Raw genomic sequence first — 20,783 nt, 5'->3', positions numbered from 1 at the left:
GGACGTTTTGTTTTTCCCGGCTGGGCCCTGGGGGGGTGGAGGGGGGGGGGGCGGGTCCCCTGGGGGACAGAGGCGCGGGGGCCCTGTGTCCGTGGCGCCGGCCCCGCGTCACCGTGCGGGTCAAGAAGAGACGCGCTGGAGCGTCGCGGTGTGCAGTTCGCCGGCGCGGCCGCCGTCGGGGGTGGCGTACGTCCAGTAGACGCTGACGGTGCCGCGGCCGAGGTCCATGACGTGGCTGACGGTCATGCCGGAGGCCTCGACCCAGTTGACGAAGTAGAGGCCCTCGCCCACGGCGCGGACGGACAGCTTCTCCTGGCCGCTGTGCCCGGCCATGGGGCCTTCCAGGGCGGTCCAGTCGAGGGTGGTGCCGTCGGCGGAGTAGGAGTTGCGCAGGACGGCGCCGTTGTCGAGCGTCAGGACGTACGTGTGGCCGGCGAAGGCGGGGACGGCTGCGGCGACGGAGGCCGCGGCCGGGGCGGGAGCCGGGGCCGGGGCCGCCGCCTGGGCGGAGGGGGCGGCGGCGAGGGCGATCAGGGTGGCGGCGGCGAGGGCCGGGACGGTGGTGCGCAGGCGCATGACGGTTCCTTCTCGGTGGTGGTGACGGGGTGCGGGTGCGGATGTGGGCAGCGGGCGCGCGGGGCGCGTCACGGTGCGTACTGGTAGAAGCGGGTGTGGTCGAGCAGCTCCGAGGGCCGCACCTGCCACGGGGACATCGGCTCGTCGAGGCTGATGACGCGGCCGTGCTGGGGGTCGGAGGCGGGCAGGGGCCGGCGCGGCTCGTAGACCGAGCCGGGGTGGCGGGCCTGCCAGCGGGCCCAGACGAGGTCGATGAAGGTGTGGTGGAGCCAGAAGACCGGGTCGTTGGGCGAGGTCCCGCCGGTCATCTGGCCGCCGACCCACAGGTGGACCCGGTTGTGGTTGTGCCAGCCCTCCTTCTCCCCGACCGTCCAGCCCTCCATCTTGTTGCGGAAGCCCGCGGTGGTGGAGGTCGAGTCCCAGGGGGCGGAGTCGTACACCGGGTCGTCGACGGCCCGGGCCAGTTCGGCGGGGGTGGGGAGGGCGACCGGGTCGGCGGGGTGGCCGAAGTCGCGCATGAGGTACTTCTCCTCGGTGACGCCCACCTCCACCGGCCAGCCGCCCCGGTCGAAGGCGAACGGTCCGGTCATCACCCGGTGGTCGCCGGGGCGGCCGTTGCCGCCGAGGAAGTCGTCGGTCCAGGGGCCGGCGGTGGGCGACTGGTCGGTGGTCCAGTCCCAGTAGGGCAGGGTCACCTTCGGGTCGACCTGCTGGAGGGCCCGCTCGAACTCCAGCAGGTACTGGCGGTGCCAGGGGAAGAAGGAGGGGGACATGTGGCCCACCCGCTGCCCTCCCTCGCCGTCGGAGACGAAGTACTGGCCGTGCAGCCGGACGAACTCGTCGTAGACGCCGCGTCGTTTGACCTCCAGGAGGGCCGTGACGAACCTCGCGCGCTCGCCGGCGTCCAGGTCCTTCTGGTTCTTGCGCGTGTACACGTGTGCTTGTTCCTCGATCTGTCGGGGCCCTGCGGGACGTCAGTGGTGGTGGAGCCGGGCCGTCGAGAGCTGCGCGGTGCCGATCTCGTCGACCGCCGCCCGTGCCACCTCCAGCGGCGTGGGGAAGGACTGGTAGTGGTTGACCAGGCTCAGGTAGCTGCCGTCGGCGCGGCGCATGACGTGCAGCGGGCGGCCGTCGATGCTGATCTCGATGCCGGGCCCGGAGGCCGGGGCGGCGGCGCTCCGGGCGGAGGCGTAGCGCACGGCCACGGGGCCTCCCTGGATGCGCCGGCCCCGGTAGACCTCGTCGAAGCTGCCCGGGAGGGGGCCCTGTCCGGCGGCGGTGCCGGTCCCCGCGGGGGCGTCGGGGCGGGCGGGTTCGGCCAGGACGATCGGGGCGACGGCGGCGCTGGTGCCGACCACGACGGCCGTGGTCAGCGCGGCCCGCATCATGTCCCTGCGGGTGATCGTGTTCACGCGTACTGCTCCTGAGGGGTGGTGATGTCCTGGACGACGGCCCGGACGATGTCGTCGGCCCGTTCGAGGACGGAGGGCATGCCGGAGGTGAAGAAGAGCGTCCCGGCGCCCATGTCGCCGATCGCGTGCATCCGGCGGTGGGCCCGGCCGCCGCCCATGGCCCGGCTGGTGGACGGTTCGATGTGCAGGCCGCCGTAGGGGTGGTACTCGCCGATGCCGTCCTCGACGAGGGAGTCGACGAACGGGCGGGCCTGGGCGGGGACCCGGTGGGAGGGCGCGCTGACGGCGTTGACGACGACGTCGCTCTCGTACTCGCCGCCGTCGGCCGCGACGTGGAACCCGGTGCCGGCCAGCGGCTTGACGTTCCACAGGCCGCGCAGGACGCGCAGCCCGCCGCTCTCGTGCAGTTCCAGCAGCTTGCGGGCGTTGGCCGGGGGCATCGGGCAGCACAGGCTCATCACGGCCCGGTAGTGGTGCTCCCGGATGAAGTCCTGGTCGGCGGTGCGCAGCAGGGTCCAGGCGTCGGGGCCGCTCTCGGGGACGGCGTGCTGCATGACGCGCATGCCGGTGTCGGGCTCGTCGATGCGGTCGCACTGGCGGCGCAGCCGCTCCAGGGGGGATTCGCTTCCCAGGGAGGCCAGTTCGGCGACCACCGCGGAGGGGTCGGCGCCGTGTTCGGCCAGCTCCCGTTCCAGCAGCTCCAGTACGTCGTCCAGGCCGAGCCGGCCGTCGTGGGCGGCGGCGGCGCGGACGTGCAGGGCGGCGGGGGTGAAGTGCCGGATCTCGGGGAAGACGGGCCGCTGGCGCACGGCCGGGAGGGCGCCGTTGCGGGAGGCCATGGTGAGGGGGCCGCGGTGGCCGCGGGCGGCGAGGGTGACGACGGTGTCCACCGCCGCGAGGCCGGTGCCGAGGACGGTGACGGCCGCGTCGGCGGGGATCGCGGCGACCGTGTCGCGCAGCGGGTAGGGGTCGCCGAAGTAGCCGGGGTTCCCGCTGAGTTCGTAGTGGTCGGCGGGCCGGCCGGCGCCGACCGCGCAGATCACGTAGTCGAAGGTGTGCGTACGGCCGTCGCGGGTGGTCAGCACCACCTCCTCCCCCGCCTCGCGGGCGGCGACGACGGCGTCGCGGACGATGCCGACGGGCCAGCCGCCGAGGGAGAGCTCGCCCACGGCGTTCTCGGCGGTGCGTTCCAGGTAGGAGCCGAAGACGTGGCGGGGCGGGAAGTGGCCGTCGGCGGCGTAGTCGCCCTGCCCGTAGGGGAGTCCGGAGGCGCGCAGCCAGTCGAGGAAGTCGTCGGGGGCGCCGGTGCGGGCACTCATCTCGGCCGGGATGATGTTGGCGAGGACGGCGTCGGCGTCGTGCTGGTAGGCGCGGCCGCGCCACAGGTTGCCCGAGGGTTCGAAGACGGTGACCGAGCCCCGGCCGCGGCCCTGGGTGCGGGAGAGCCGGTCCAGCAGGCAGACGGCCGCGGCCCCTCCGCCGACCAGGCCGATGCGCGTCGGCGGGCGGTCGTTCGTGTCGGTGGTCATGGTCGGCCTTTCGTGGTGAGGAGTCGGCGGGAGGGGCGCCCGCGGGGCGTCAGTGCGCGGCGGCGGGCTGCGGCTCGGCCGCGGCGGCCGCAGGGGCGGCGGGGGCGGCGGGACGGCGGCGGGAGCTCGCGTAGAGCAGGCCGAGGCCGACCAGCGCCCACACGGCAAGCACCAGGACCGGACCGGCCGCGCCGGCGCCGTCGAAGGGGCCGGAGGTGCGCAGCAGGGTCGCGGCGGCTCCGGCGGGGAGGAACTGGCCGATGGCGCCCAGCGGCTGGGGCAGCATCTCGGGGGCCGAGGCCAGTCCGGAGAGCGGGTTGCCGACGACGAACATCAGGACGGCGCCGACGGCTATGCCGGGCGGGCCGATCAGCGAGCCGAGGCCGGTGATGACGGAGACCATGGCCAGCTCCAGCAGGGCCACGATCCCGGCGTTGACGAAGTAGTTGCCGGGTGCCACCCCGCTGAGGTGCGTCAGCATGAGGGAGCTGAGCAGTCCGGAGGCGACGGCGAAGCCGATGACGCCGAGGAACTTGGCTCCGGCGGCGCGCACCTTGAGGACGAAGAGCAGGGCGGCGATCACGGCGGTGATCAGCAGGGGCAGGAAGCCCATGGCCAGGCCCGCGCCGTGCGGGTCGTCGGCGTCGGCGGGCACCACGTCGGTGACGAGCACCGGGCCGCCGGCGAGCTCCTGCGCCTGTCCGGTCAGCGTCTGGGCGACGGTGGGCGAGGCGGCGGAGGCCAGGCGCAGTTCGAGTCCGCCGGCGGTGGGCAGCAGGGCCCCGTACGCCTTGCGGTCGCGCAGCGCGGCGTCGGCCTCCTCCACGCCCGCGGCGGTCTCGACCGCGTACGCGCCGGGGGCCGCCTCGCGGAGCCGGCCGGCGAGCTGTTCGGCGCTCTGCGCGGCGCCGGGTGCGGAGACTACGAGCACGGGCAGGTCCCGGGGCGCGGCGTGGGACGCCGACCAGGAGAACCAGCCGCCGATCACGAACTGCACGATCGCGACGATGATGAGGATGGTGCGCGCTTCCGCGCGCGGTGAGGCAGTTGAGCTCATGATTGCTTCCTGGGATCCGGTGCGGCCGGGGGCGTGGCGGGCGCGGGGGCGCGGGCGGCCCTACTCGTCGAGCAGGTCCGGCTGTTCGGCCGTGATCTCGTCCCACATGATCTGGAAGCTGTAGCGGCCGAGCTGTTCGTCGCCGAAGCCGTCCCGGGCCAGCAGGGCCTGCTCGTGGGACATCGGGACGGGCCGCCCGGCGGAGAGGGCCAGCAGCTGGACCTGGGCGCAGCTCTCGTAGGTGAAGAACCAGTGGACCGCTTCCTCCAGGGAGCCGCCGACGGTGATCAGGCCGTGGTGGCGCAGCAGCATGGCGCGCTTGGCGCCGAGGCGGTCGGCGATGTCCTGGCCGTGCTCGATCTTGATGGCCGGGCCGTCGTAGTCCCCGTACAGCACCTGGTCCTGGTAGAAGGCGGCGGATTCCTGGTCGTAGGGCTCCAGGAGGCGTTCCAGGGCGCCGAGGGCGCGGGCGTGGACGGTGTGGCCGTGCGCGATGGCGTTGGCCTCGGGGCGCTCGTGGATCTTGGAGTGGATGGTGAAGGCGCTCGGGTTGACCTTGCCGGTGCCGTCGACGACGCGGCCGGCGGCGTCGACGCGGATCAGGTCGGCGACGCGGACGCGGTTGAAGGAGACGCCGAACGGGTTGACCCAGAAGGTGTCCAGGTCCTCGGGGTCGCGGACCGAGATGTGGCCGGAGATCCCCTCGGCGTAGCCGGCCTTGCCGAACAGCCGCATGGCGGCGGCCAGTCGCTGCTTGCGGTGGCGGCGCTCGTCGTCGGCGGAGGCGAACACCGGGTCGGCCGGGATCGGCAGGCCGGTGTGGGTGTCGGCGAGGAAGGCTTCGGGGGCGGTGGGTTCGGGTGCGGCTTCGGTGGCGGCGGCTTCGGGTGCGGCGGCTTCGGGTGCGGCGGTGGACACGTCGGGTCTCCTGGAAGGTCGGATTCGGGCCCGCCCGTCCCCTTCTCCCCCACCCGCGCCAGGGCAGCGCGAAGCCCGCTGCGGGTAGGGGGAATTTCGCCGAAACCCCTGGTCAGTCGGGGTGTTGCGGCGGGGAGGGCGTCAGCTCCTGCACCTGAATCCTGTCCCACGGAGGGGTGGTTTTTCGGCCTCCAGCGGCTCCGGGCGGCTTCATAACCGTGCGTTTCACCTTTGCGCAGCGGGCCGGATTACGGGCATAGCGGCACAGACCGCCCCGCGGTGGTGCGTGCCGGGCCCTGCGCCGGGGTCGGTTCTGTCCGTCAGGCCTGTCCGCCTGTCCGTCTGTCCGTCTGTCCGTCTGTCCGTCTGTCCGTCTGTCCGTCAGGCCTGTCCGTCAGGTCCGGTCCAGTCGAAGGGGATGTGCTTGCTGGACTGGCCTCCCCGGTCCCACTGGAAGCCGAAGGCGTCGGCCCGGTTGGCCGTGGCGCGGCCCCAGGTGGCGACCTGCCCCGGGCCGGTCTCGGAGCCGGGCAGGTTCATCGACTGGACCCGTGCGCCCTCCGGGGTCGTGGGCCCGGTGAGGGCCACCGCGGCGGCCTCGACCCGGCCGGGGATGGTGGCCCGCCAGCCGCCGAGGTCCTCGTCGACCTCGATGTGGATCGGCGCGAAGTCCATGCCCCGCATCTCCGCGTTCATCATGGCCACCATCTCGGCCGGCCAGCTGCCCGCCTGACCCCCGAAGATCATCTGAAGTGCCTGGCGCTGGGCGTCGTCGGCGCGTTCGTCGAGGAAGACCGCCGCGTAGGTGTCGCTGTGCTCCGCCCACACGTTCCCGACGAAGGAACCGAGCATCAGGACGTTCAGGCCGTCCAGCGCCACTTCGCCGTAGTTGCCCTCGCGGATGTGCCAGGCGAGGACTCCGTCGCACTCGCCGTAGGTGGGCAGCTGGGCGAAGGAGCAGGGGCAGGGGACATCGCACCTGCACGTGTCGAACCAGTCCCCGGCCGCGTGCCAGGCCGGGACGGTGGTGGCTGTGGTCTCGGACATCTCATCGCCTCCACGTGACCCCGCGCCGCGCGGCGGGACGCACATGGCCGGCAGTTCCCGGACGGGCATCGCCGGGGGCGTTCGGCGGCGCGGGCCATCAGCTCGATTCTCCTCCCCCGGCCGCGCCGGGGAAAGCGCTCACCCCGCCGCAGCTCACCGCGCCGGACCCGGGTCCCCCATCGGACCCATGTCCCCCATCGGGTCCATGTCCCCCATCGGCGCCTCTTGCAGGCCCGGGAGCAGCCAGTCCTGGAAGGGGGCGAGCACCGCGAGGACGAGGAAGGCGACGCCGACGGCCCGGGCCAGCCAGGGTCCCCGCCACCAGAGCTTCTCCAGGAAGATCACGGCGGCCACGGCGGCCATCGCGGCCACGTTCATCACCCCGAGCGGGATCAGCACGGCCATCAGGCCCCAGCAGCAGCCGACGCAGTACAGGCCGTGGTGCGCGCCGACCCGCAGGTCCTTCGCCCACCGCCGGTAGCGCGCGTACCGGGCGAGCTGGAACATCGGGTTGCGGCAGTGCCGCAGGCAGATCCGCTTCAGCGGCCCGAACTGCTGGAGGCCCGCGAGGAGGAAGGACCCGGCGCCGATCCAGCGCGCCGCGGCGGGACTGCCCCCGACCAGCCGCCCGGTCACCGCCAGCACCCCGTAGACCAGCAGCCCGAAGGCGGTCCAGGCCAACAGGTAGCCGCTCACGAAGGCGGTGGTGCGCAGCACCCGGGCGGGACCCGCCGAGTGGCGGCCGATGGCGCGGACCCAGGTGATGGCCACGGGCGCCACCGAGGGCAGCATCATCGCCGCCATCATGACCACCCACAGCGCGAGGAAGAGCGGCGGCGCCATGCCCATGGTGCCGGGCTCCATCGGCATCCGCCGGGACTGGCCGACGGTGACCGCCCAGGCGAGTACGGCGATCAGTACCATCAGCGTCCATCCGGCCGCCAGCTCGCGCCGGGGCAGCAGGACGCCGGGCCGGGCCGGCGCGGCTGCGCCGGGGCGGATGTGCGGCATGGTGCGCCTCCCTGGGGCGCGTGTGCCCGAGGACCCCTCCAGATTCGCTCACTCTTCCGGTCGGCGCGACCCGCTCAGCTAACATGTTCGAGCCAACACTGATCGGTTGAAATATGAACATCGGCTGAAAATTGATATCTGAGGAACCACGAGCGCTTCCGCGCGAGAACAGCGCCACCGCGTCCGGGAACCGGCGTCGGCCACGCGCCCTCCTGTGGGCCGCGGTGGGCCTGACGGGCCTCGGGTTCCTCGTCGCCCTGGAGATCGCCGCGCGCCATTACGGCGTGCCGGGTCCGATCGTCAGCCAGGCGCGGGAGGCCGTGTACGCCCCCCGGTCGGGCACGGTGCTGTACGCGAGCATGGCGCTGATGATGGTCGTGCTCACCTGGCGCCAGCGCTTCGTCGCGCTCGGCGCCGCGATCGGCATCGACCTGGTGTTCTGGCTCGTACGGTCGGCGGCCGGCGCCGAGAACATGGTCGGCAGCGGCGCCCTGTGGGTGACCCTGGGCTGCGCCGTCTTCGCCCTCGTGCGCCGCACCGGGGCGGAGCGCGCCCTGCTGCTGAAGGGCGTCGGCCTGGCCCTGCTGCTGGTCGCCGGCCGCAAGACCGGCTACACCTGGCTGCTGATCACGTCGAAGACCCGGCCGATGGTGCTCGACCAGTACGTGGCGGCCGCCGACCACGCCCTGGGCAACCCCTCGTGGGTGGCGGGCCGGATCGTGGAGGCCACCGGGCCGATCGGCCACCACGTCCTCGACTGGGTCTACATCCAGCTCGCGGTGGGCGCGGTCCTCGTCGCCCTGTACCAGCTGCGCGGCGTGGCGACCGAGCGCCGCTTCCCGGCGCACCACCTGGTGCGCACGTTCCTGGTCGTCGGCCTGCTCGGACCGGGCATCTACATGGTCTTCCCGGTGGTCGGGCCGATCCTCGCCTACGGCGTCGACGGCGGGCAGTGGGCGCTGGCCAACCTGTGGCCGCACACGGCGCCGCCCGTCGGCGTCCCGCAGCCCATGCCCTTCGACGAGGTCACCCCGCGCAACTGCATGCCCAGCCTGCACACCGCCTGGGCCACCGCGATCTTCATCCACTCCCGCAAGGGACCCCGCGCCCTGCGCTTCCTCGGCGCCTTCTGGCTGGTCGCCACGCTCGGCGCGACGCTCGGCTTCGGCTACCACTACGGGGCGGACATCATCTCCGGCGTGGTGTTCACGCTCACGATCGAGGCGGCGCTGCGCGCGCTCGCCCGCGGCTGGGACCGCCGGGCCACCCTGCTCGTCGTCCACGGCACCGCCGTCTTCACCGCGCTCCTGGTGTCGTACCGCTTCCTGTCGGTGGAGATGGCAGGCCACCCATGGGTGTTCGGGCCCCTGCTCCTCCTGGCCACGGCCTCGGTGGTCTACGGCTACGTGCGCACCACCAGGCTGTGGGACCGGCAGCCGGGACCGGCCCGGGTGCCGGCCCAGCGCCGCGAACCGGAGCCCGAGCTGGTCTGACGGGCCGCGCCCGCGGCGTCGGGATGCTCAGGCGGCGGCGAGCGAGATCTCGGTGGACTTGATCAGCGCGACGACGGAGCTGCCGGCGGCCAGGCCGAGCGCGTCGACGGCGTCCTTGGTGATGGCCGCGGTGAGCTCCCCGCCCTCGACGGTGACCTTGACGGAGCCCATGGCGCCGCCGGTCGCGACCTCGGTGACGGTGCCCGCCAGCTGGTTGCGGATCGAGATGTTCTCCACCGGGGCGGTGGCGAGGGCCACTTCGGTGGCCTTCACGAGCGCCTTCACCGCGGATCCCTCGGCGAGGCCGAGGTCCTTCACGGCGTCGGCGGTGATCGCGGCGGTGATGTCCTGACCGCCCGCGAGGCGGACCCGCACCGTCGCCATCGCCTCACCGGTGGCGACGGCCGTGACGGTGCCGGGGATCTGGTTGCGGATGCTCATGCTCATGGAAAACGCCTCGCAGAATGACTTGGTTCTGAGCCCGTGGACCTGCTGTGACCTGGGCTTTCTCCGACACTAAGGCACACCGGCCACGCCCTTGCGCAGGCACATCGCATCCGCCAGCCGAGTAGGGCCTTCCGGGTTGCGGATCCGAACCGCGACGCGACGAAACCCGAGTTGATCTCACCCTTCGGGACGCACCTCGCATATGCGCCGAAGAAGCGGGCATCCTTGCGTGGATGCCACTTGATCCCACCGAAGTGGCTCGATTATGAGGAGTCACCGTGCCCGTCGCCGTCCTTGAGTACGTGCCCCAGGGCGATCTGGCACCGGCCATCGACGGTGCGGTCACCACGGCCGGGCTGAGCACGCGCACGGTCCGGCTCTGGGCCGGCGAGGCGCCGCCCGCGGACCTCACGGGCATCGAGGGACTCGTCGTCCTGGGTGGCGCCGGGGCCACCGGAAGGGAGGTCACCCTGCTCCGGGACGCCCTCGCCGCCGGAGTGCCCGTGCTGGCGGCGGGCGCCGGGGCGCGCGTGCTGGCCTCGGCGGCCGGATCCGCGGACCGGGCGGCGCACGGTGGAAGCCCCGGATGCGGACGGACGGGGTTCACCCCGGCCGCCGGCGGCGACCCGCTGCTGACGGAGGCCGCCCCGCCGGCCTGCGGCCCCGGACCCGGACCCGCCGGCTTCCGCGACCTGCCCTCCGGGGCCGTGGCCCTGGTCTCCTGCGACCTGCACACCGCACACGCCTTCCGCATCGGCGGCAGCGCCTGGGGCGTGGACCTCCGGCTCGGCGACGGCGGGGGCGGCCTCGCTCCCTGGTGGCGGCGGACGATCGGCAGGTTCGCCGCGCTGGCGGCCGTCCGCGCCGAGCACACCGCGACCCGGGCCTTCTTCACCCACCGGGCGGACGCCTGGGAGGAGCGGTTCGCCTACCAGACCCCGGCCTACACGTCCGCCGTCGCCCGGATGCGGCTGGAGCCGGGCGGCCGCGCCGTCGACCTCGGCTGCGGCACCGGCCGGGCCATGCCGGCGCTGCGCGCGCACGTCGGAGAGGCCGGCAGCGTCCTCGGCATCGACGTCACCCCGGCCATGCTCGGGGCCGCCGCCCGGCACGGCCGCACCCGCTACGGGAGCCTGCTCGCCGCCGACTGCACCAGACTCCCGCTGCCCGACGGCCGCCTCGACGGCATCTTCACCGCGGGCCTCCTCGACCACCTGCCCGACCCGCGGACCGCCCTGCGCGAGTGGGCCCGCGTCAGCGCCCCGGGCGCCACCCTGCTGCTCTTCCACCCCTCGGGCCGGGCGGAACGCGCGGCCCGGCACGGCCGCCCCCTCGATCCCGGAGACCTCCTGGCCCACCCCAACCTGGAACCCGCCCTCCGCGCCACCGGCTGGCAACTCGCCGAGTACGAGGACGCCCCCGACCACTTCCTGGCCCGGGCCGTGCGACCACACCGCACGCTGCCGCAGCTGTGACAGCTGAGGACCGGCCCGCATTCGCCGAGTCGGATTGCCACGGACCACATCTGCTTCAGCACTCTTCTCCTCCTCCCAGAACCCGAACGCCAGCACGCACACCAGCAGAACGGTCCGCAGCAACGTCACGGCTGCGCGGATACCGCCAAATAGGGCAGAGGTCCGAGTACCCGGCCGCTGCGGGGTTGCCCCCGGAAGCATCAATGGCCGTCCGGACCAGACAGGGCGCGACCGAGCGAGCCACGGCACGCGGCCTGATTCACGCGCCCCTCCACGGGGAGGCTCTCCGCGTCCACGGCATGAGCGAGGGCGAGTTCCGGCTCCGCGTGCTTCACGATGCCAGCCGACAGGGGCCGAAGCGCCACCAAGGCAGGTCCGACTGTGATCCTCCCGCGGTTCAGCGTCCGGCTGCTCGGTCAGGGACCTACTCAGAGGGCGGGATCGCGCCCTCTGGCGCGTTGCCAGTCGCGGTAGGCGGCGACGGCTGTGGGGAGCGTGGGGAAGATGCGCTCCGGGCCGATCTTCGCCGTCAGGCCGTAGACTTCGAGGGGGTGGCGCAGGTCCTGCTTGACACGGGCGAGCGCGAACACAATCCCCCGGTCGGTGAGTTCGGAGCGCAGGGCCTCGACTGCGTCGAGGGCGGTGATGTCGACCTCGACGTTGGCCTCGGTGTTCAGGACGAACCAGTGCACCGGTTCCGCCTGGGCTGCGACCGAGGCCAGCGCCCGGCGGCGGAAGTCCTCGGCGTTGGCGAAGAACAGCGGTGAGTCATAGCGGTAGACGAGGAGACCGGGAATGGTGCGCGCGGTCGGGTAGTCGTCGATGTCGTGCATGCCGGCCAGACCGGGCACCATGCCCTCGACCGCGTCGTGGGGGCGGGCGACCCTCGTGAGTAGTTCGGCTACGGACAGCGCCACGGCGAGGAGCACGCCGTACAGGATGCCGAGAGCGAGGACGCCGAGACCGCAGCCGAGTGCGAGCAGGAACTCGCGCCGGCGGAAGGCTGCCAGCCTGCGGAACTCGCCCACCTCGACCAGGCGAACTGCGGCGTAGACGACGATCGCACCGAGGGCGGCTGACGGGGTGTGGGCCAGAGCCGGGCCCAGGAAGAGCAGGACGGCGGCCACGCAGGCGGCGCCGACGAGGGAGTACGCCTGTGTGCGGGCACCGGCGGATTCCGCGAGGGCGGTGCGGCTGGCGCTGCTGCTGACCGGGAATCCGTGTAGGACTCCGGCGCCGAGGTTCGCCGCGCCGAGGGCCAGCAGCTCGCGGTTGGCGTCCAGGGGGTGCGGGTCGTCGTGCCGGGCGAAGGCGCGCGCGGTCAGGACGACGTCGGTGTAGCCGACCAGGAGAACGCCGAGAGCGGGCAGGATCAGTTCGGCGAGGTCAGCCGGCCGGGGCAAGGCGAAGCCCGGCAGGCCGGTCGGGATCGCACCGATGACGTCGATTCCCTGCTCCTCGTCCAGTGCGAAGACCGCCACCACCGCAGTGGCAAGAACGAGGACGACGAGTGGTCCGGGCACAGCCCGCCCCAGCAGGGGCAGCGTGAACAGCAGGAGCAGGCAGCCCGCGGCCATGACGGTCGTGGGCCGGTGCAGGTCGCCGATGTGGCGGAGGAACGAGAAGAGCTCGGGGAAGAATCCCGATCCGCTGCCGCTGGTCCCGGTGAGGCGAGGCAGCTGATCCACCATCATGATGAGGGCGACACCGGCCAGGTATCCGACGAGCACGGGCCTGGAGAGAAGGTCGGCCAGGAAGCCGAGCCGGACGGCCCATGCGACCAAGCAGAGCAGGCCGACTGCGAGGGCCAGGGCTGCCGCGAGCACCGCGTAGCGCGTGGGGTCGCCGGCGGCCAGAGGTCCGACGGCCACGGCGGTCATGAGGGCGGTGGTCGACTCCGGTCCGACGGACAGCAGGCGCGAGGTGCCGCTCAGGGCGTAGAGGAGCATCGCCGGCAGGACGGCCCACAGGCCGACGACCGGAGGCAGCCCTGCCACACCCGCGTAAGCCATGACCTGCGGCACCAGGTAGGCGGCAACCGTGATCCCGGCCAGGACGTCGCCCCGTAGCCAGCTCCTCCGGTAGCCACGGAAGGCGGGCGGGATCGCCGTGATCTGTCCGTGCTTCGGCATGGCACCTCCGGGACTCCACGCGGGCCTGGGCGTCACCATCGTGCCGGGCGGAGGGCTGCCAGGAGGTGAAGCGCGCGAATGGACCGACCGCTACGTGCTGCTCTCACACAGACGGAAGCCGGTGACCAGATCGGGCCTGATCCGGATGGCGCCCGATGCAGCGCCCTCGACCCAGGGTTGCAGGAGGTGCGCGTAGCGCTCGACCTCGCTGGGGGCGGTGACGGCAGTGGCGTAGCCGGTGGCGACCACGCTCCACCCCAGGTGTTCGCCCTGGTCGATGGCATCGGCTTCGTACGCGACGACCACGCCCGCACCCGCCTGGGCCGCGAGCAAGGATGCCAGCGTCGAATCGTCCTGGACCCGGACGATGATGTCGCCGGCGTCGAGAAGGTGGTTGACCGGGCGTACGGCGGGCAGCGCGTGACGGGTGAACACGATCCGGCCCAGTTCGACCGTGCCCAGCAGCCGCAGCGCCTCGTCAGGGCTGAGCTCTTCCATCTGCCGCCCCTCCATGCTGACGGCAGGCGAACTGATGGTCGTACCGGCCGGGTCGCTCTTCATCGTGGGCATCCTTCGTCAAGCGGGCAGGACGTCAGGCCCCTTGCCCGCTGTCGGCTTCTCAAAGGGGCGTGGGCCCAGGTGCATGGCTCCGCAGCACCGCGAGCCGCCGGCTGTATTCCTCGTCGTCGATCTCGCCTCTGGCGAATCGTTCCGCGAGGAGTCTCTCGGCGCCTTTGCCGGAGGCTGGGTACGACGCGGCTGCTGTGTGCCCGTCCGCACCGTCTCGCCTGAGGGCGCGGACCACGAGGACGGCCGCTGCGACGATCAGGGTCCAGACGATCAGTGTGGTGAGGGACATGGCGAACCATCCCCAGGCCCCCATGCCATGGCCATTCCAATACATCGCGCACCTACCAGGTGGACGGGTCCGACGGCCGCGAGTCGGCCATCTGCTGCCAGGATCTCCGACTGCACCGACCCCCGGCATGGGCCGGTCGGCCCACACACGGGACCACAGGGCCCATGCCCACAGGCAGGGGGAACGCCAAGACTGAACACGGACTCGAACAGGAGGCCGTTCATGAGCATCCCTTCACCCACCCGTATCTCTGAGGCACTGCCCGCCGACTGCCGCTCCCGTCTGATGGAGCTGGCCCAAGAGGTCAACTTCGAGGAAGGGACACGTCTCTTCCGCGAGGGCGGCCACGCCGACCGGTTCTGGATCGTCCGGTCCGGCACCGTGACCCTGGATGTCCACGTGCCCGGGCGGCGTGCGGCCGTCATCGAGAGCCTCGGCGCCGGCCAGCTGGTCGGCTGCTCGTGGCTCTTCAAGCCGTACTCCTGGCGTCTGGGCGCCGAGGCGATGTCGCCCGTCCGCGCGTACGAGTTCGACGCGGAGCGCGTACGGACGCTGATGGACACCGACGCCGCCTTCGGCTCTGCCCTGGGCCACTGGGTCGGTCAGGTCCTCGCCAACCGGCTGCAGGCCGCCCGCGTACGCCTTCTCGACCTGTACGCGCCCTACGGCAGTGGCAGCTACCTCTGATCGTCCGTACGCCGAAGGAGCCGGTCATGCCCGCATCCCGCTACACCGTCAGTGACGTCATGACGCACACCGCCGTCGCCATCGGCCGCGAGGCGTCCTACAAGGAGATCGTCGAGCTGATGCACCAGTGGAAGGTCAGCGCGGTTCCCGTCCTGGAAGGCGAGGGCCGCGTCGTCGGCGTGGTCTCCGAGGCGGACCTGCTGCCGAAGGAGGAGTTCCGGCGGACGGACCCCTCGCTGCCCGATCAGCTGGAGGAAGCGTCGAAGGCCGGCGCGGTTCTGGCCGAGGAGCTCATGTCGAGCCCGGCGATCACCGTGCACCCCGACGCGCCCGTCGCCGAAGCCGCCCGGATCATGGCCCGCAAGCACGTCAAGCGCCTGCCCGTGGTGAACGCGCTCGGCATGCTGGAGGGAGTGGTCAGCCGCAGCGACCTCCTGAAGGTGTTCCTGCGGCCCGACGAGGAGCTTGGGGAGGAGATCCGCCAGAGCGTGCTCACCGAGCTGGCACCCGGTGTGGACGTGGACTTCGCCGTGCAGGACGGCGTCGTCACTCTGCGTGGCCCGCTGCGGGACCGGGCGCTGGTCCCCCTGCTCGCGCGGGCGATCCGCGCGGTCGAGGGCGTCGTGGACGTCCGGATGGAGCTGGAGAGCACCATCGCTGCCTAGCGTGCCTCTCGTCAGCCACAGGGTGCGTTGTGCGCCTTCCTGAGACAATTCTGAGGGAAACGCATAGAACGGACCGAGCCAGGGGCGACCATGTCCGACGATCCGAACGCCTCCGCAGAGGCGCCGATCAAGGTGTTCCTCCTCGACGACCACGAGGTGGTCCGGCGCGGGCTGCACGACCTACTGGACGCGGAGCCGGGCATCACCGTCGTGGGCGAAGCCGGCACGGCCGAGCAGGCTCTCGCCCGCGGGCCGGCGCTCCGGCCGGACGTCGCCGTACTCGACGTGCGGCTCCCCGACAGCGACGGCATCACCGTCTGCCGCGAGCTGCGCTCGCGCATGCCCGACCTGGCCTGCCTGATGCTGACCTCGTTCGACGACGAGGACGCCCTGCTGGACGCGATCATGGCAGGTGCGGCCGGCTACGTCCTGAAACAGATCAAGGGCTCCGATCTGGTCTCGGCCGTACGTACGGTCGCCACGGGCCAGTCCATGCTGGACCCCGCGACCACCGCCCGCCTGATGCACTCCCTGCGCGACCCGGAAACGGCGAAGGCGCCGGAAGACGCCCGCCTGGCGGCCCTGTCCGAGCGGGAGCGGGCGGTCCTGGAGCTCATCGGCGAGGGCCTCACCAACCGGCAGATCGCCAAGCAGCTCTACCTTTCCGAGAAGACGGTCAAGAACCACATCTCCCGACTGCTGGGCAAGCTCGGCGTGGAGCGGCGGGTCCAGGCAGCCGTGATCGCCGCCCAGGTCCACGAGCACGACGCCGGGACTGCCAAGCAGTGAGAACGTCGGCGCCGGTCAACGCGGTGGCGGGACGAGAGGTACCTGCCACTGCAGGCGAGTGCCCCGCTCCCCGTCGCCCCGCGCCGCAATCTCCATCTGGCCGCTGAGCCTTTCGGCACGCTCCGCCAGGTTCCGCAGGCCGCTGCGCCGGCCGCCCACGGGCAGGCCGACGCCGTTGTCGGTCACGGTGATGACCAGGCTTCCGTCGGCCGCGGCGATGGAAACCTCCGCCCGAGTGGCTTCGGCATGGCGGGCGACGTTGGTGAGTGCTTCCCCCACCACGGCGAGGGCCTCGTCCGCGACAGCCGACGGTACGTCCGTGTCGATCAGCCCCTCCATCCGCAGGCCCGGGGCGAAGCCGAGGGCCGCCGAGGCCTCGTCCAGGGCCTGGACCAGGCGGGAGCGCATCTTGGACGCCTCACCCGGGGCATCGTGTTCGCGGAGTCCGAAGATGGTCGATCGGATGATCTTGATGGTGGCGTCCAGGTCGTCCACGGCGCGCGCGAGGCGTTCGGATGCCTGGGGGTGGTCGACGAAGCGCTGGGCGCTCTGGAGGGTCATGCCGGTGGCGAAGAGTCGTTGGATGGCCAGGTCGTGCAGGTCCCGGGCGATGCGGTCGTGGTCCTCCAGCAGGCTCATCTGCTCGGCGTCGTGTCGCCGGTCGGCAAGCTCCAGTGCGAGGGCGGCCTGGCCCGCGAACCCCGGAAGTGCGGCGACTTCGGCGATGGCGAACACGGGGCGACCGTGCCTGCGGGCCAGGATCAGCACGCCGCTCAGTCTCTCCTTGGTGCCCACGGTGACGGCGACCGCCGGTCCGAAGCCAGTCCATCTCTCCGGCTGCACGGTGACGCGCGCGTCGGTCGCCACGTCGGGGACCGTGATGAGGCCGTCGCGGGCCAGCGCGGCCTCGGCGAGGGTGCCCTGGGCGCTGGGCAGGACGATCCCGCGGTGTGCCTCGGCTCCGTCCCCGAGAGCGAGGGAGCCTCTCAGTTCGCCCCCGGAGCCGAGCAGGTAGAAGGCGCCCATGTCCGCGCCGGTGATGTCCTTGGCCCGCTCCAGCATGCCCTCGAGCACCTCGTCCTCGGGAGCTCCGGAGAGCAGGGCGCTCGTGATGTCGGAGCTGGCCTCCAGCCAGCGCTCGCGCAGCCGGACCTCCTCGAAGAGCCGTGCGTTCTCGATGGCGATGCCGGCCGCGACGGCGAGGGTGGACAGGACCGCCTCGTCCTCGGCGTCGAATTCGGCTCCGCCGCGCTTCTCGGTCAGGTAGAGGTTGCCGAAGACCTCCTCGCGGACCCGGATCGGGACACCGAGGAAGGAGTGCATCGGCGGGTGGTGGTCCGGGAAGCCGTACGAGGCCGGGTGCTCGGACAGCTCCGACAGCCGCAGGGGTTCGGGGTGACGGATCAGCTCGCCGAGGATGCCGTGGCCGGACGGCAGGTCCCCGATCTGTGCGCGGAGGCCGTCGCTGATGCCGACGGGGAGGAACTCCGCCAGCTTCTTGTCGTCCCCGATGACGCCGAGTGCCCCGTATTCCGCGTCCACGAGCACCACGGCCGCCTCGACGATGCCGCGCAGGACCTGCGGCAGGTCGAGTTCCCGGCCCACCGACATGACGGCCTCGAGCAGACCGTTCAGCCGGTCCCGGGTGCCCCTGACCTCGTCGATGCGTACCTGGAGCTCGTCCAGCAGCTCGTCGAGCCGCAGCCGGGGAACACCGCTCCGGGCGGGCGGACCACCTGCGCTCATGCCCCACCTCCGGCCGGCAGCGACGGCGGGATGGCCATCGTTTCCACGGTATCTCCGGCCGGAGGGCCTTCCCACTCAGCGAGAGGCCATTGCGCCGTACGGCCTCTTCTCGTGCCGCGACGTACCGGGTCCGTCGTGCAGGTGCCGGACGTGGGCGTCCGGGCCGGGGAAGAACACGGAGGTGCGGCCGGTGTCGGACCAGCGCACGTCGTAGGGCGGGGTGCCGTCGTCGTGGTGCAGGGCGATGACTTCGCCGTCGCGGCCCGGTGCTCCGAGGGTGGGGCCGCCCACGATGATCTGGTCACCCACCTCGGCGTGGATCCCGTGCCCGTAGGCAGGCGAGTAGGCGTTCATGATCATGCCTTTCTGTGGAATGCGCCCCGCAGGAGCCGGGCGGCGACGAATGCCGCGAGCGCTGCGGCGGCGGCGAGCCCGGTGCCGGCCCAGCCCACCGGCTGGGTGTCCAGCAGCGACTGGAGAGCGGGAACGTGCAGGGCCGCCATCGCCAGGAGGGCGGAGGCTGCCACGGAGGCGGGGAGGAAGGGGTTCTGGCTGGTGAGCAAACGGGCCCGCAGGCCCAGGGCCACTCCGAGCTGAGCTCCGAGGAGGGCGAGGAAGAGCACGCTCTGCCAGGGCAGGCCCATGGCGCGCGCGCTCATGCCGGCGATCAGGCTGAACGCTGTCACGGCTGCGGCGAGGACGAGGAGGCGTTGCCACACGCCTGCGGCCAGGATGTGCTGTCCGGGCGGCCGGGGCGGGCGCCGCATGGCCTGCGGGGCGGCCGGTTCGGCGCCCATGGCCACGCCGGTGAGGCCATGGGTGAGGAGGTTGATCCACAGGATCTGGCCCGCCCGCAGCGGCAGGGCCAGGCCGAGCAAAGGGCCTGCCAGCATCACGAGGATCTCGGCGGCCCCGCCGGCCATGGCATAGACGAGGAAGCGCCGGATGTTGTCGTAGACGCGGCGGCCCTCCTCGACGGCCGTGACCACGGTGGAGAGCTCGTCGTCCGTGAGGACGAGGTCGGCGGCCTGGCGGGCCACCTCGGTGCCGCGGGCGCCCATGGCGACGCCGATGTCGGCTTGGTGGAGGGCGGGGCCGTCGTTGACGCCGTCCCCGGTCATGGCGGTCACGGCGCCGCGGGCGCGCCAGGCGTGGACGATGTCGAGCTTCTGCTGGGGATCGGTGCGGGCGAAAACACGGACCCCGGTCAGGTCGGTGTCCGGTGCTGCGGCCAGCTCAGGTCCAGTGACGACCGCATCGGCTGGGCCGTCCTCGACGAGTCCGATGCGTACCGCAATGGCGTGGGCCGTCGCGGGGTGGTCGCCGGTGATCATGACCGGCGCGATACCGGCCGCTCGGCACGCTGCCAGGGTGGCTGCGGCCGCCGCTTTCGGCGGATCGCTGATGGCGATCAGGCCGAGAAGGCTCAGTCCGTGTTCCGCCTCGGCAGCGGACAGACTCCACTGGAGCCGTTCGGCGCCTGCCACCGCCAGGACCCGGTATCCGTCTGCGGCCAGCTCGGCAGCCTGCTGGCGAGCCTGGTCCAGGACCTCCGGCGGCTCGGCGAGCACCGTGGGAGCCAAGACGGTCTCGGGCGCCCCCTTGAGGCAGACCAGGACGTTGCCGTCGGGCAGGTGGTGAAGGGTGGTCATCCGCTTGCGCAGGCTGTCGAACGGAGCTTCTCCGATCCGGGGACATGCTTGTTGCAGCTCGGCCGGGGCGGGGCAACCTGCCTTGGCAGCGGCTGCCAGCAGTGCGGCCTCCATAGGATCGCCCACGGCCGTCCAGACCTCGGAACCGCTCCCGGGCGGCTTGAGGCTCGCGTCGTTACACAGGGCCGCCGTGGTGAGCAGCTCCTGCAGGGGGCGGAGCTGCTCGGGAGTGAGGGAGTGGCCGGCACGGGTCAGGTCGCCGTGGGGTTCGTATCCGCTGCCGGACACGTCCGCTGCTCCCGTCGGCGTCCACACGTGCTGCACGACCATGCGGCCCTCGGTGAGGGTGCCGGTCTTGTCCGTGGCCAGCACGCTCACCGAGCCGAGCGTCTCGACCGCCGGAAGGCGCCGGATCAGGGCGCCGCGGGCGGCCATGCGGCGGGCTCCGAGGGCGAGGGCAAGCGTGACGACAGCGGGCAGGGACTCAGGTACCGCGGCGACGGCCAGGCTGATGGCGGTGACGGCCATCGTGCTCACGCCAAGGCCGCGTACGAGGCCCAGGGCGAAGAACAGCACGCACAGAGCGAGGGTGACGGCAGCCAGAATGCGGCCGAGCGAGGCGAGGCGGCGCTGGAGCGGGGTCGGCTCGTGGTCCCCATCGAGGAGTGCTGCGATCCGGCCGAGGGCGCTGGCGGCCCCTGTGGCCGTGGCGGTCGCGGCACCTCGTCCGCGCACCACGACTGTGCCGGCGCTGACCGTGTCACCCGCAGTCTTGGCTACGGGTTCCGATTCGCCGGTGAGCATCGACTCGTCCATCAGGAGCGCGGACGCCTCGGTGAGGTCGGCATCCGCGGCGACGATGTCTCCCTCGCCGAGCAGCAGACTGTCACCGGGCACCACGAGCGCTGCCGACACCTCGTACGCTTCGCCGTCGCGGCGCACCCGGGCATGCGGGGCCGAGAGAGCGGAAAGTGCGGCGACCGCGCGGTCCGCGCGGACCTCCTGGGTGACGCCGACGGTCGTGTTGAAGACGACCACCAGGCCGATGACAACGGCGTCCGGGTGGTCGCCGATCGCGATGGTCAGGAGTGCGGCGCCGAGCAGCACCATGATCAGCGGATCGCGCAGCTGCGCCAGCACTCGACGGTGGAGCGGCGTGGGCCGCGGCGGTGCCACCTCGTTGCGGCCGTACTGGGCCAGTCGGCGTTCGGCCTCGGCCTGTGTCAGCCCCGCCGGGGTCGGGGAGCCGAAGGCCGGCATTTCGATCGTGCGGCTGGTCATGGCGGAC

20 protein-coding genes are annotated in these 20,783 nt (G+C 72.4%); 5 read left to right on the top strand and 15 right to left on the bottom strand.

Annotated features, from left to right (window positions below; all coding sequences use genetic code 11):
- Nucleotides 1-120 precede the first annotated feature (120 nt).
- The 8 genes from AC07A6_RS03620 to AC07A6_RS03585 form a co-directional block, all read right to left on the bottom strand.
- Nucleotides 121-576, bottom strand: a complete 456-nt coding sequence (locus AC07A6_RS03620; protein ID WP_362464538.1) for a MoaF-related domain-containing protein — start codon at nt 574-576, stop codon at nt 121-123.
- Nucleotides 577-644: 68 nt separating this feature from the next.
- Nucleotides 645-1,511: a tyrosinase family protein gene (locus AC07A6_RS03615; RefSeq protein WP_478775925.1), complete on the bottom strand. Its 867-nt coding sequence runs from the start codon at nt 1,509-1,511 to the stop codon at nt 645-647.
- A gap of 39 nt (nt 1,512-1,550) precedes the next feature.
- A complete protein-coding gene (locus AC07A6_RS03610) occupies nt 1,551-1,988 on the bottom strand; it encodes a tyrosinase family oxidase copper chaperone (RefSeq protein ID WP_386270952.1) in 438 nt (145 codons plus the stop codon).
- A complete protein-coding gene (locus tag AC07A6_RS03605; protein ID WP_478775924.1) occupies nt 1,985-3,517 on the bottom strand; it encodes an FAD/NAD(P)-binding protein in 1,533 nt (510 codons plus the stop codon). Before AC07A6_RS03605 ends, AC07A6_RS03610 begins: the two co-directional genes overlap by 4 nt.
- A gap of 49 nt (nt 3,518-3,566) precedes the next feature.
- A complete protein-coding gene (locus AC07A6_RS03600; protein ID WP_478775923.1) occupies nt 3,567-4,574 on the bottom strand; it encodes an ABC transporter permease in 1,008 nt (335 codons plus the stop codon).
- Nucleotides 4,575-4,634: 60 nt separating this feature from the next.
- Nucleotides 4,635-5,492, bottom strand: a complete 858-nt coding sequence (locus tag AC07A6_RS03595; RefSeq protein ID WP_478775922.1) for a class II aldolase/adducin family protein — start codon at nt 5,490-5,492, stop codon at nt 4,635-4,637.
- A gap of 381 nt (nt 5,493-5,873) precedes the next feature.
- The gene (locus AC07A6_RS03590; protein ID WP_362464555.1) at nt 5,874-6,539 is read right to left on the bottom strand and encodes a DUF1326 domain-containing protein; all 666 of its coding nucleotides are present in this window, start codon (nt 6,537-6,539) and stop codon (nt 5,874-5,876) included.
- Nucleotides 6,540-6,692: 153 nt separating this feature from the next.
- On the bottom strand, nt 6,693-7,550 hold the full coding sequence (locus AC07A6_RS03585) for a DUF2182 domain-containing protein (protein WP_478775921.1): 858 nt from the start codon (nt 7,548-7,550) through the stop codon (nt 6,693-6,695).
- A gap of 131 nt (nt 7,551-7,681) precedes the next feature.
- Here AC07A6_RS03585 and AC07A6_RS03580 point away from each other — a divergent pair, with 131 nt between their 5' ends.
- Entirely contained in the window at nt 7,682-9,043 is a 1,362-nt protein-coding gene (locus tag AC07A6_RS03580; protein ID WP_478775920.1) for a phosphatase PAP2 family protein, read from the top strand.
- A gap of 27 nt (nt 9,044-9,070) precedes the next feature.
- Here AC07A6_RS03580 and AC07A6_RS03575 read toward each other — a convergent pair whose 3' ends face one another.
- Nucleotides 9,071-9,490 carry a TOBE domain-containing protein gene (locus tag AC07A6_RS03575; protein WP_386270945.1) on the bottom strand — a complete coding sequence of 140 codons (420 nt, stop codon included), beginning with the start codon at nt 9,488-9,490 and terminating at the stop codon, nt 9,071-9,073.
- 278 nt (nt 9,491-9,768) lie between these two features.
- Here AC07A6_RS03575 and AC07A6_RS03570 point away from each other — a divergent pair, with 278 nt between their 5' ends.
- Nucleotides 9,769-10,965, top strand: coding sequence for a methyltransferase domain-containing protein (locus AC07A6_RS03570; RefSeq protein WP_478775919.1), 1,197 nt, complete (start codon nt 9,769-9,771; stop codon nt 10,963-10,965).
- Between the two features lie 428 nt (nt 10,966-11,393).
- On the opposite strand, the gene AC07A6_RS03565 is transcribed toward AC07A6_RS03570, so the two are convergent.
- The 3 genes from AC07A6_RS03565 to AC07A6_RS03555 all read right to left on the bottom strand — a co-directional run bounded on the left by AC07A6_RS03565 (nt 11,394) and on the right by AC07A6_RS03555 (nt 13,956).
- Nucleotides 11,394-13,097: a SulP family inorganic anion transporter gene (locus tag AC07A6_RS03565; RefSeq protein WP_478775918.1), complete on the bottom strand. Its 1,704-nt coding sequence runs from the start codon at nt 13,095-13,097 to the stop codon at nt 11,394-11,396.
- 90 nt (nt 13,098-13,187) lie between these two features.
- Nucleotides 13,188-13,658, bottom strand: coding sequence for a pyridoxamine 5'-phosphate oxidase family protein (locus AC07A6_RS03560; protein WP_362464567.1), 471 nt, complete (start codon nt 13,656-13,658; stop codon nt 13,188-13,190).
- 58 nt (nt 13,659-13,716) lie between these two features.
- Complete coding sequence (locus tag AC07A6_RS03555) at nt 13,717-13,956, bottom strand: SHOCT domain-containing protein (RefSeq protein WP_362464569.1); 240 nt, start codon at nt 13,954-13,956, stop codon at nt 13,717-13,719.
- A gap of 222 nt (nt 13,957-14,178) precedes the next feature.
- On the opposite strand from AC07A6_RS03555, the gene AC07A6_RS03550 reads away from it, so the two are divergent.
- From AC07A6_RS03550 to AC07A6_RS03540, 3 genes are all read left to right on the top strand, one after another.
- Nucleotides 14,179-14,643 (top strand): Crp/Fnr family transcriptional regulator, encoded by a 465-nt coding sequence (locus AC07A6_RS03550; RefSeq protein WP_478775917.1) that lies wholly within the window; start codon nt 14,179-14,181, stop codon nt 14,641-14,643.
- Between the two features lie 26 nt (nt 14,644-14,669).
- Nucleotides 14,670-15,308: a CBS domain-containing protein gene (locus tag AC07A6_RS03545; RefSeq protein WP_478775916.1), complete on the top strand. Its 639-nt coding sequence runs from the start codon at nt 14,670-14,672 to the stop codon at nt 15,306-15,308.
- 90 nt (nt 15,309-15,398) lie between these two features.
- A complete protein-coding gene (locus tag AC07A6_RS03540) occupies nt 15,399-16,097 on the top strand; it encodes a response regulator (RefSeq protein ID WP_478775915.1) in 699 nt (232 codons plus the stop codon).
- Between the two features lie 15 nt (nt 16,098-16,112).
- Here AC07A6_RS03540 and AC07A6_RS03535 read toward each other — a convergent pair whose 3' ends face one another.
- The 3 genes from AC07A6_RS03535 to AC07A6_RS03525 form a co-directional block, all read right to left on the bottom strand.
- The gene (locus tag AC07A6_RS03535) at nt 16,113-17,843 is read right to left on the bottom strand and encodes a sensor histidine kinase (RefSeq protein WP_478775914.1); all 1,731 of its coding nucleotides are present in this window, start codon (nt 17,841-17,843) and stop codon (nt 16,113-16,115) included.
- 75 nt (nt 17,844-17,918) lie between these two features.
- On the bottom strand, nt 17,919-18,197 hold the full coding sequence (locus tag AC07A6_RS03530) for a DUF1918 domain-containing protein (RefSeq protein WP_478775913.1): 279 nt from the start codon (nt 18,195-18,197) through the stop codon (nt 17,919-17,921).
- 2 nt (nt 18,198-18,199) lie between these two features.
- Complete coding sequence (locus AC07A6_RS03525) at nt 18,200-20,776, bottom strand: cation-translocating P-type ATPase (protein ID WP_478775912.1); 2,577 nt, start codon at nt 20,774-20,776, stop codon at nt 18,200-18,202.
- Between the last annotated feature and the right edge of the window lie 7 nt (nt 20,777-20,783).

The organism is Streptomyces sp. NPDC044002, from assembly GCF_056434525.1.
The sequence above is the reverse complement of the archived record's forward strand: the minus strand, read 5'-3'. Positions and strand labels throughout refer to the sequence as shown.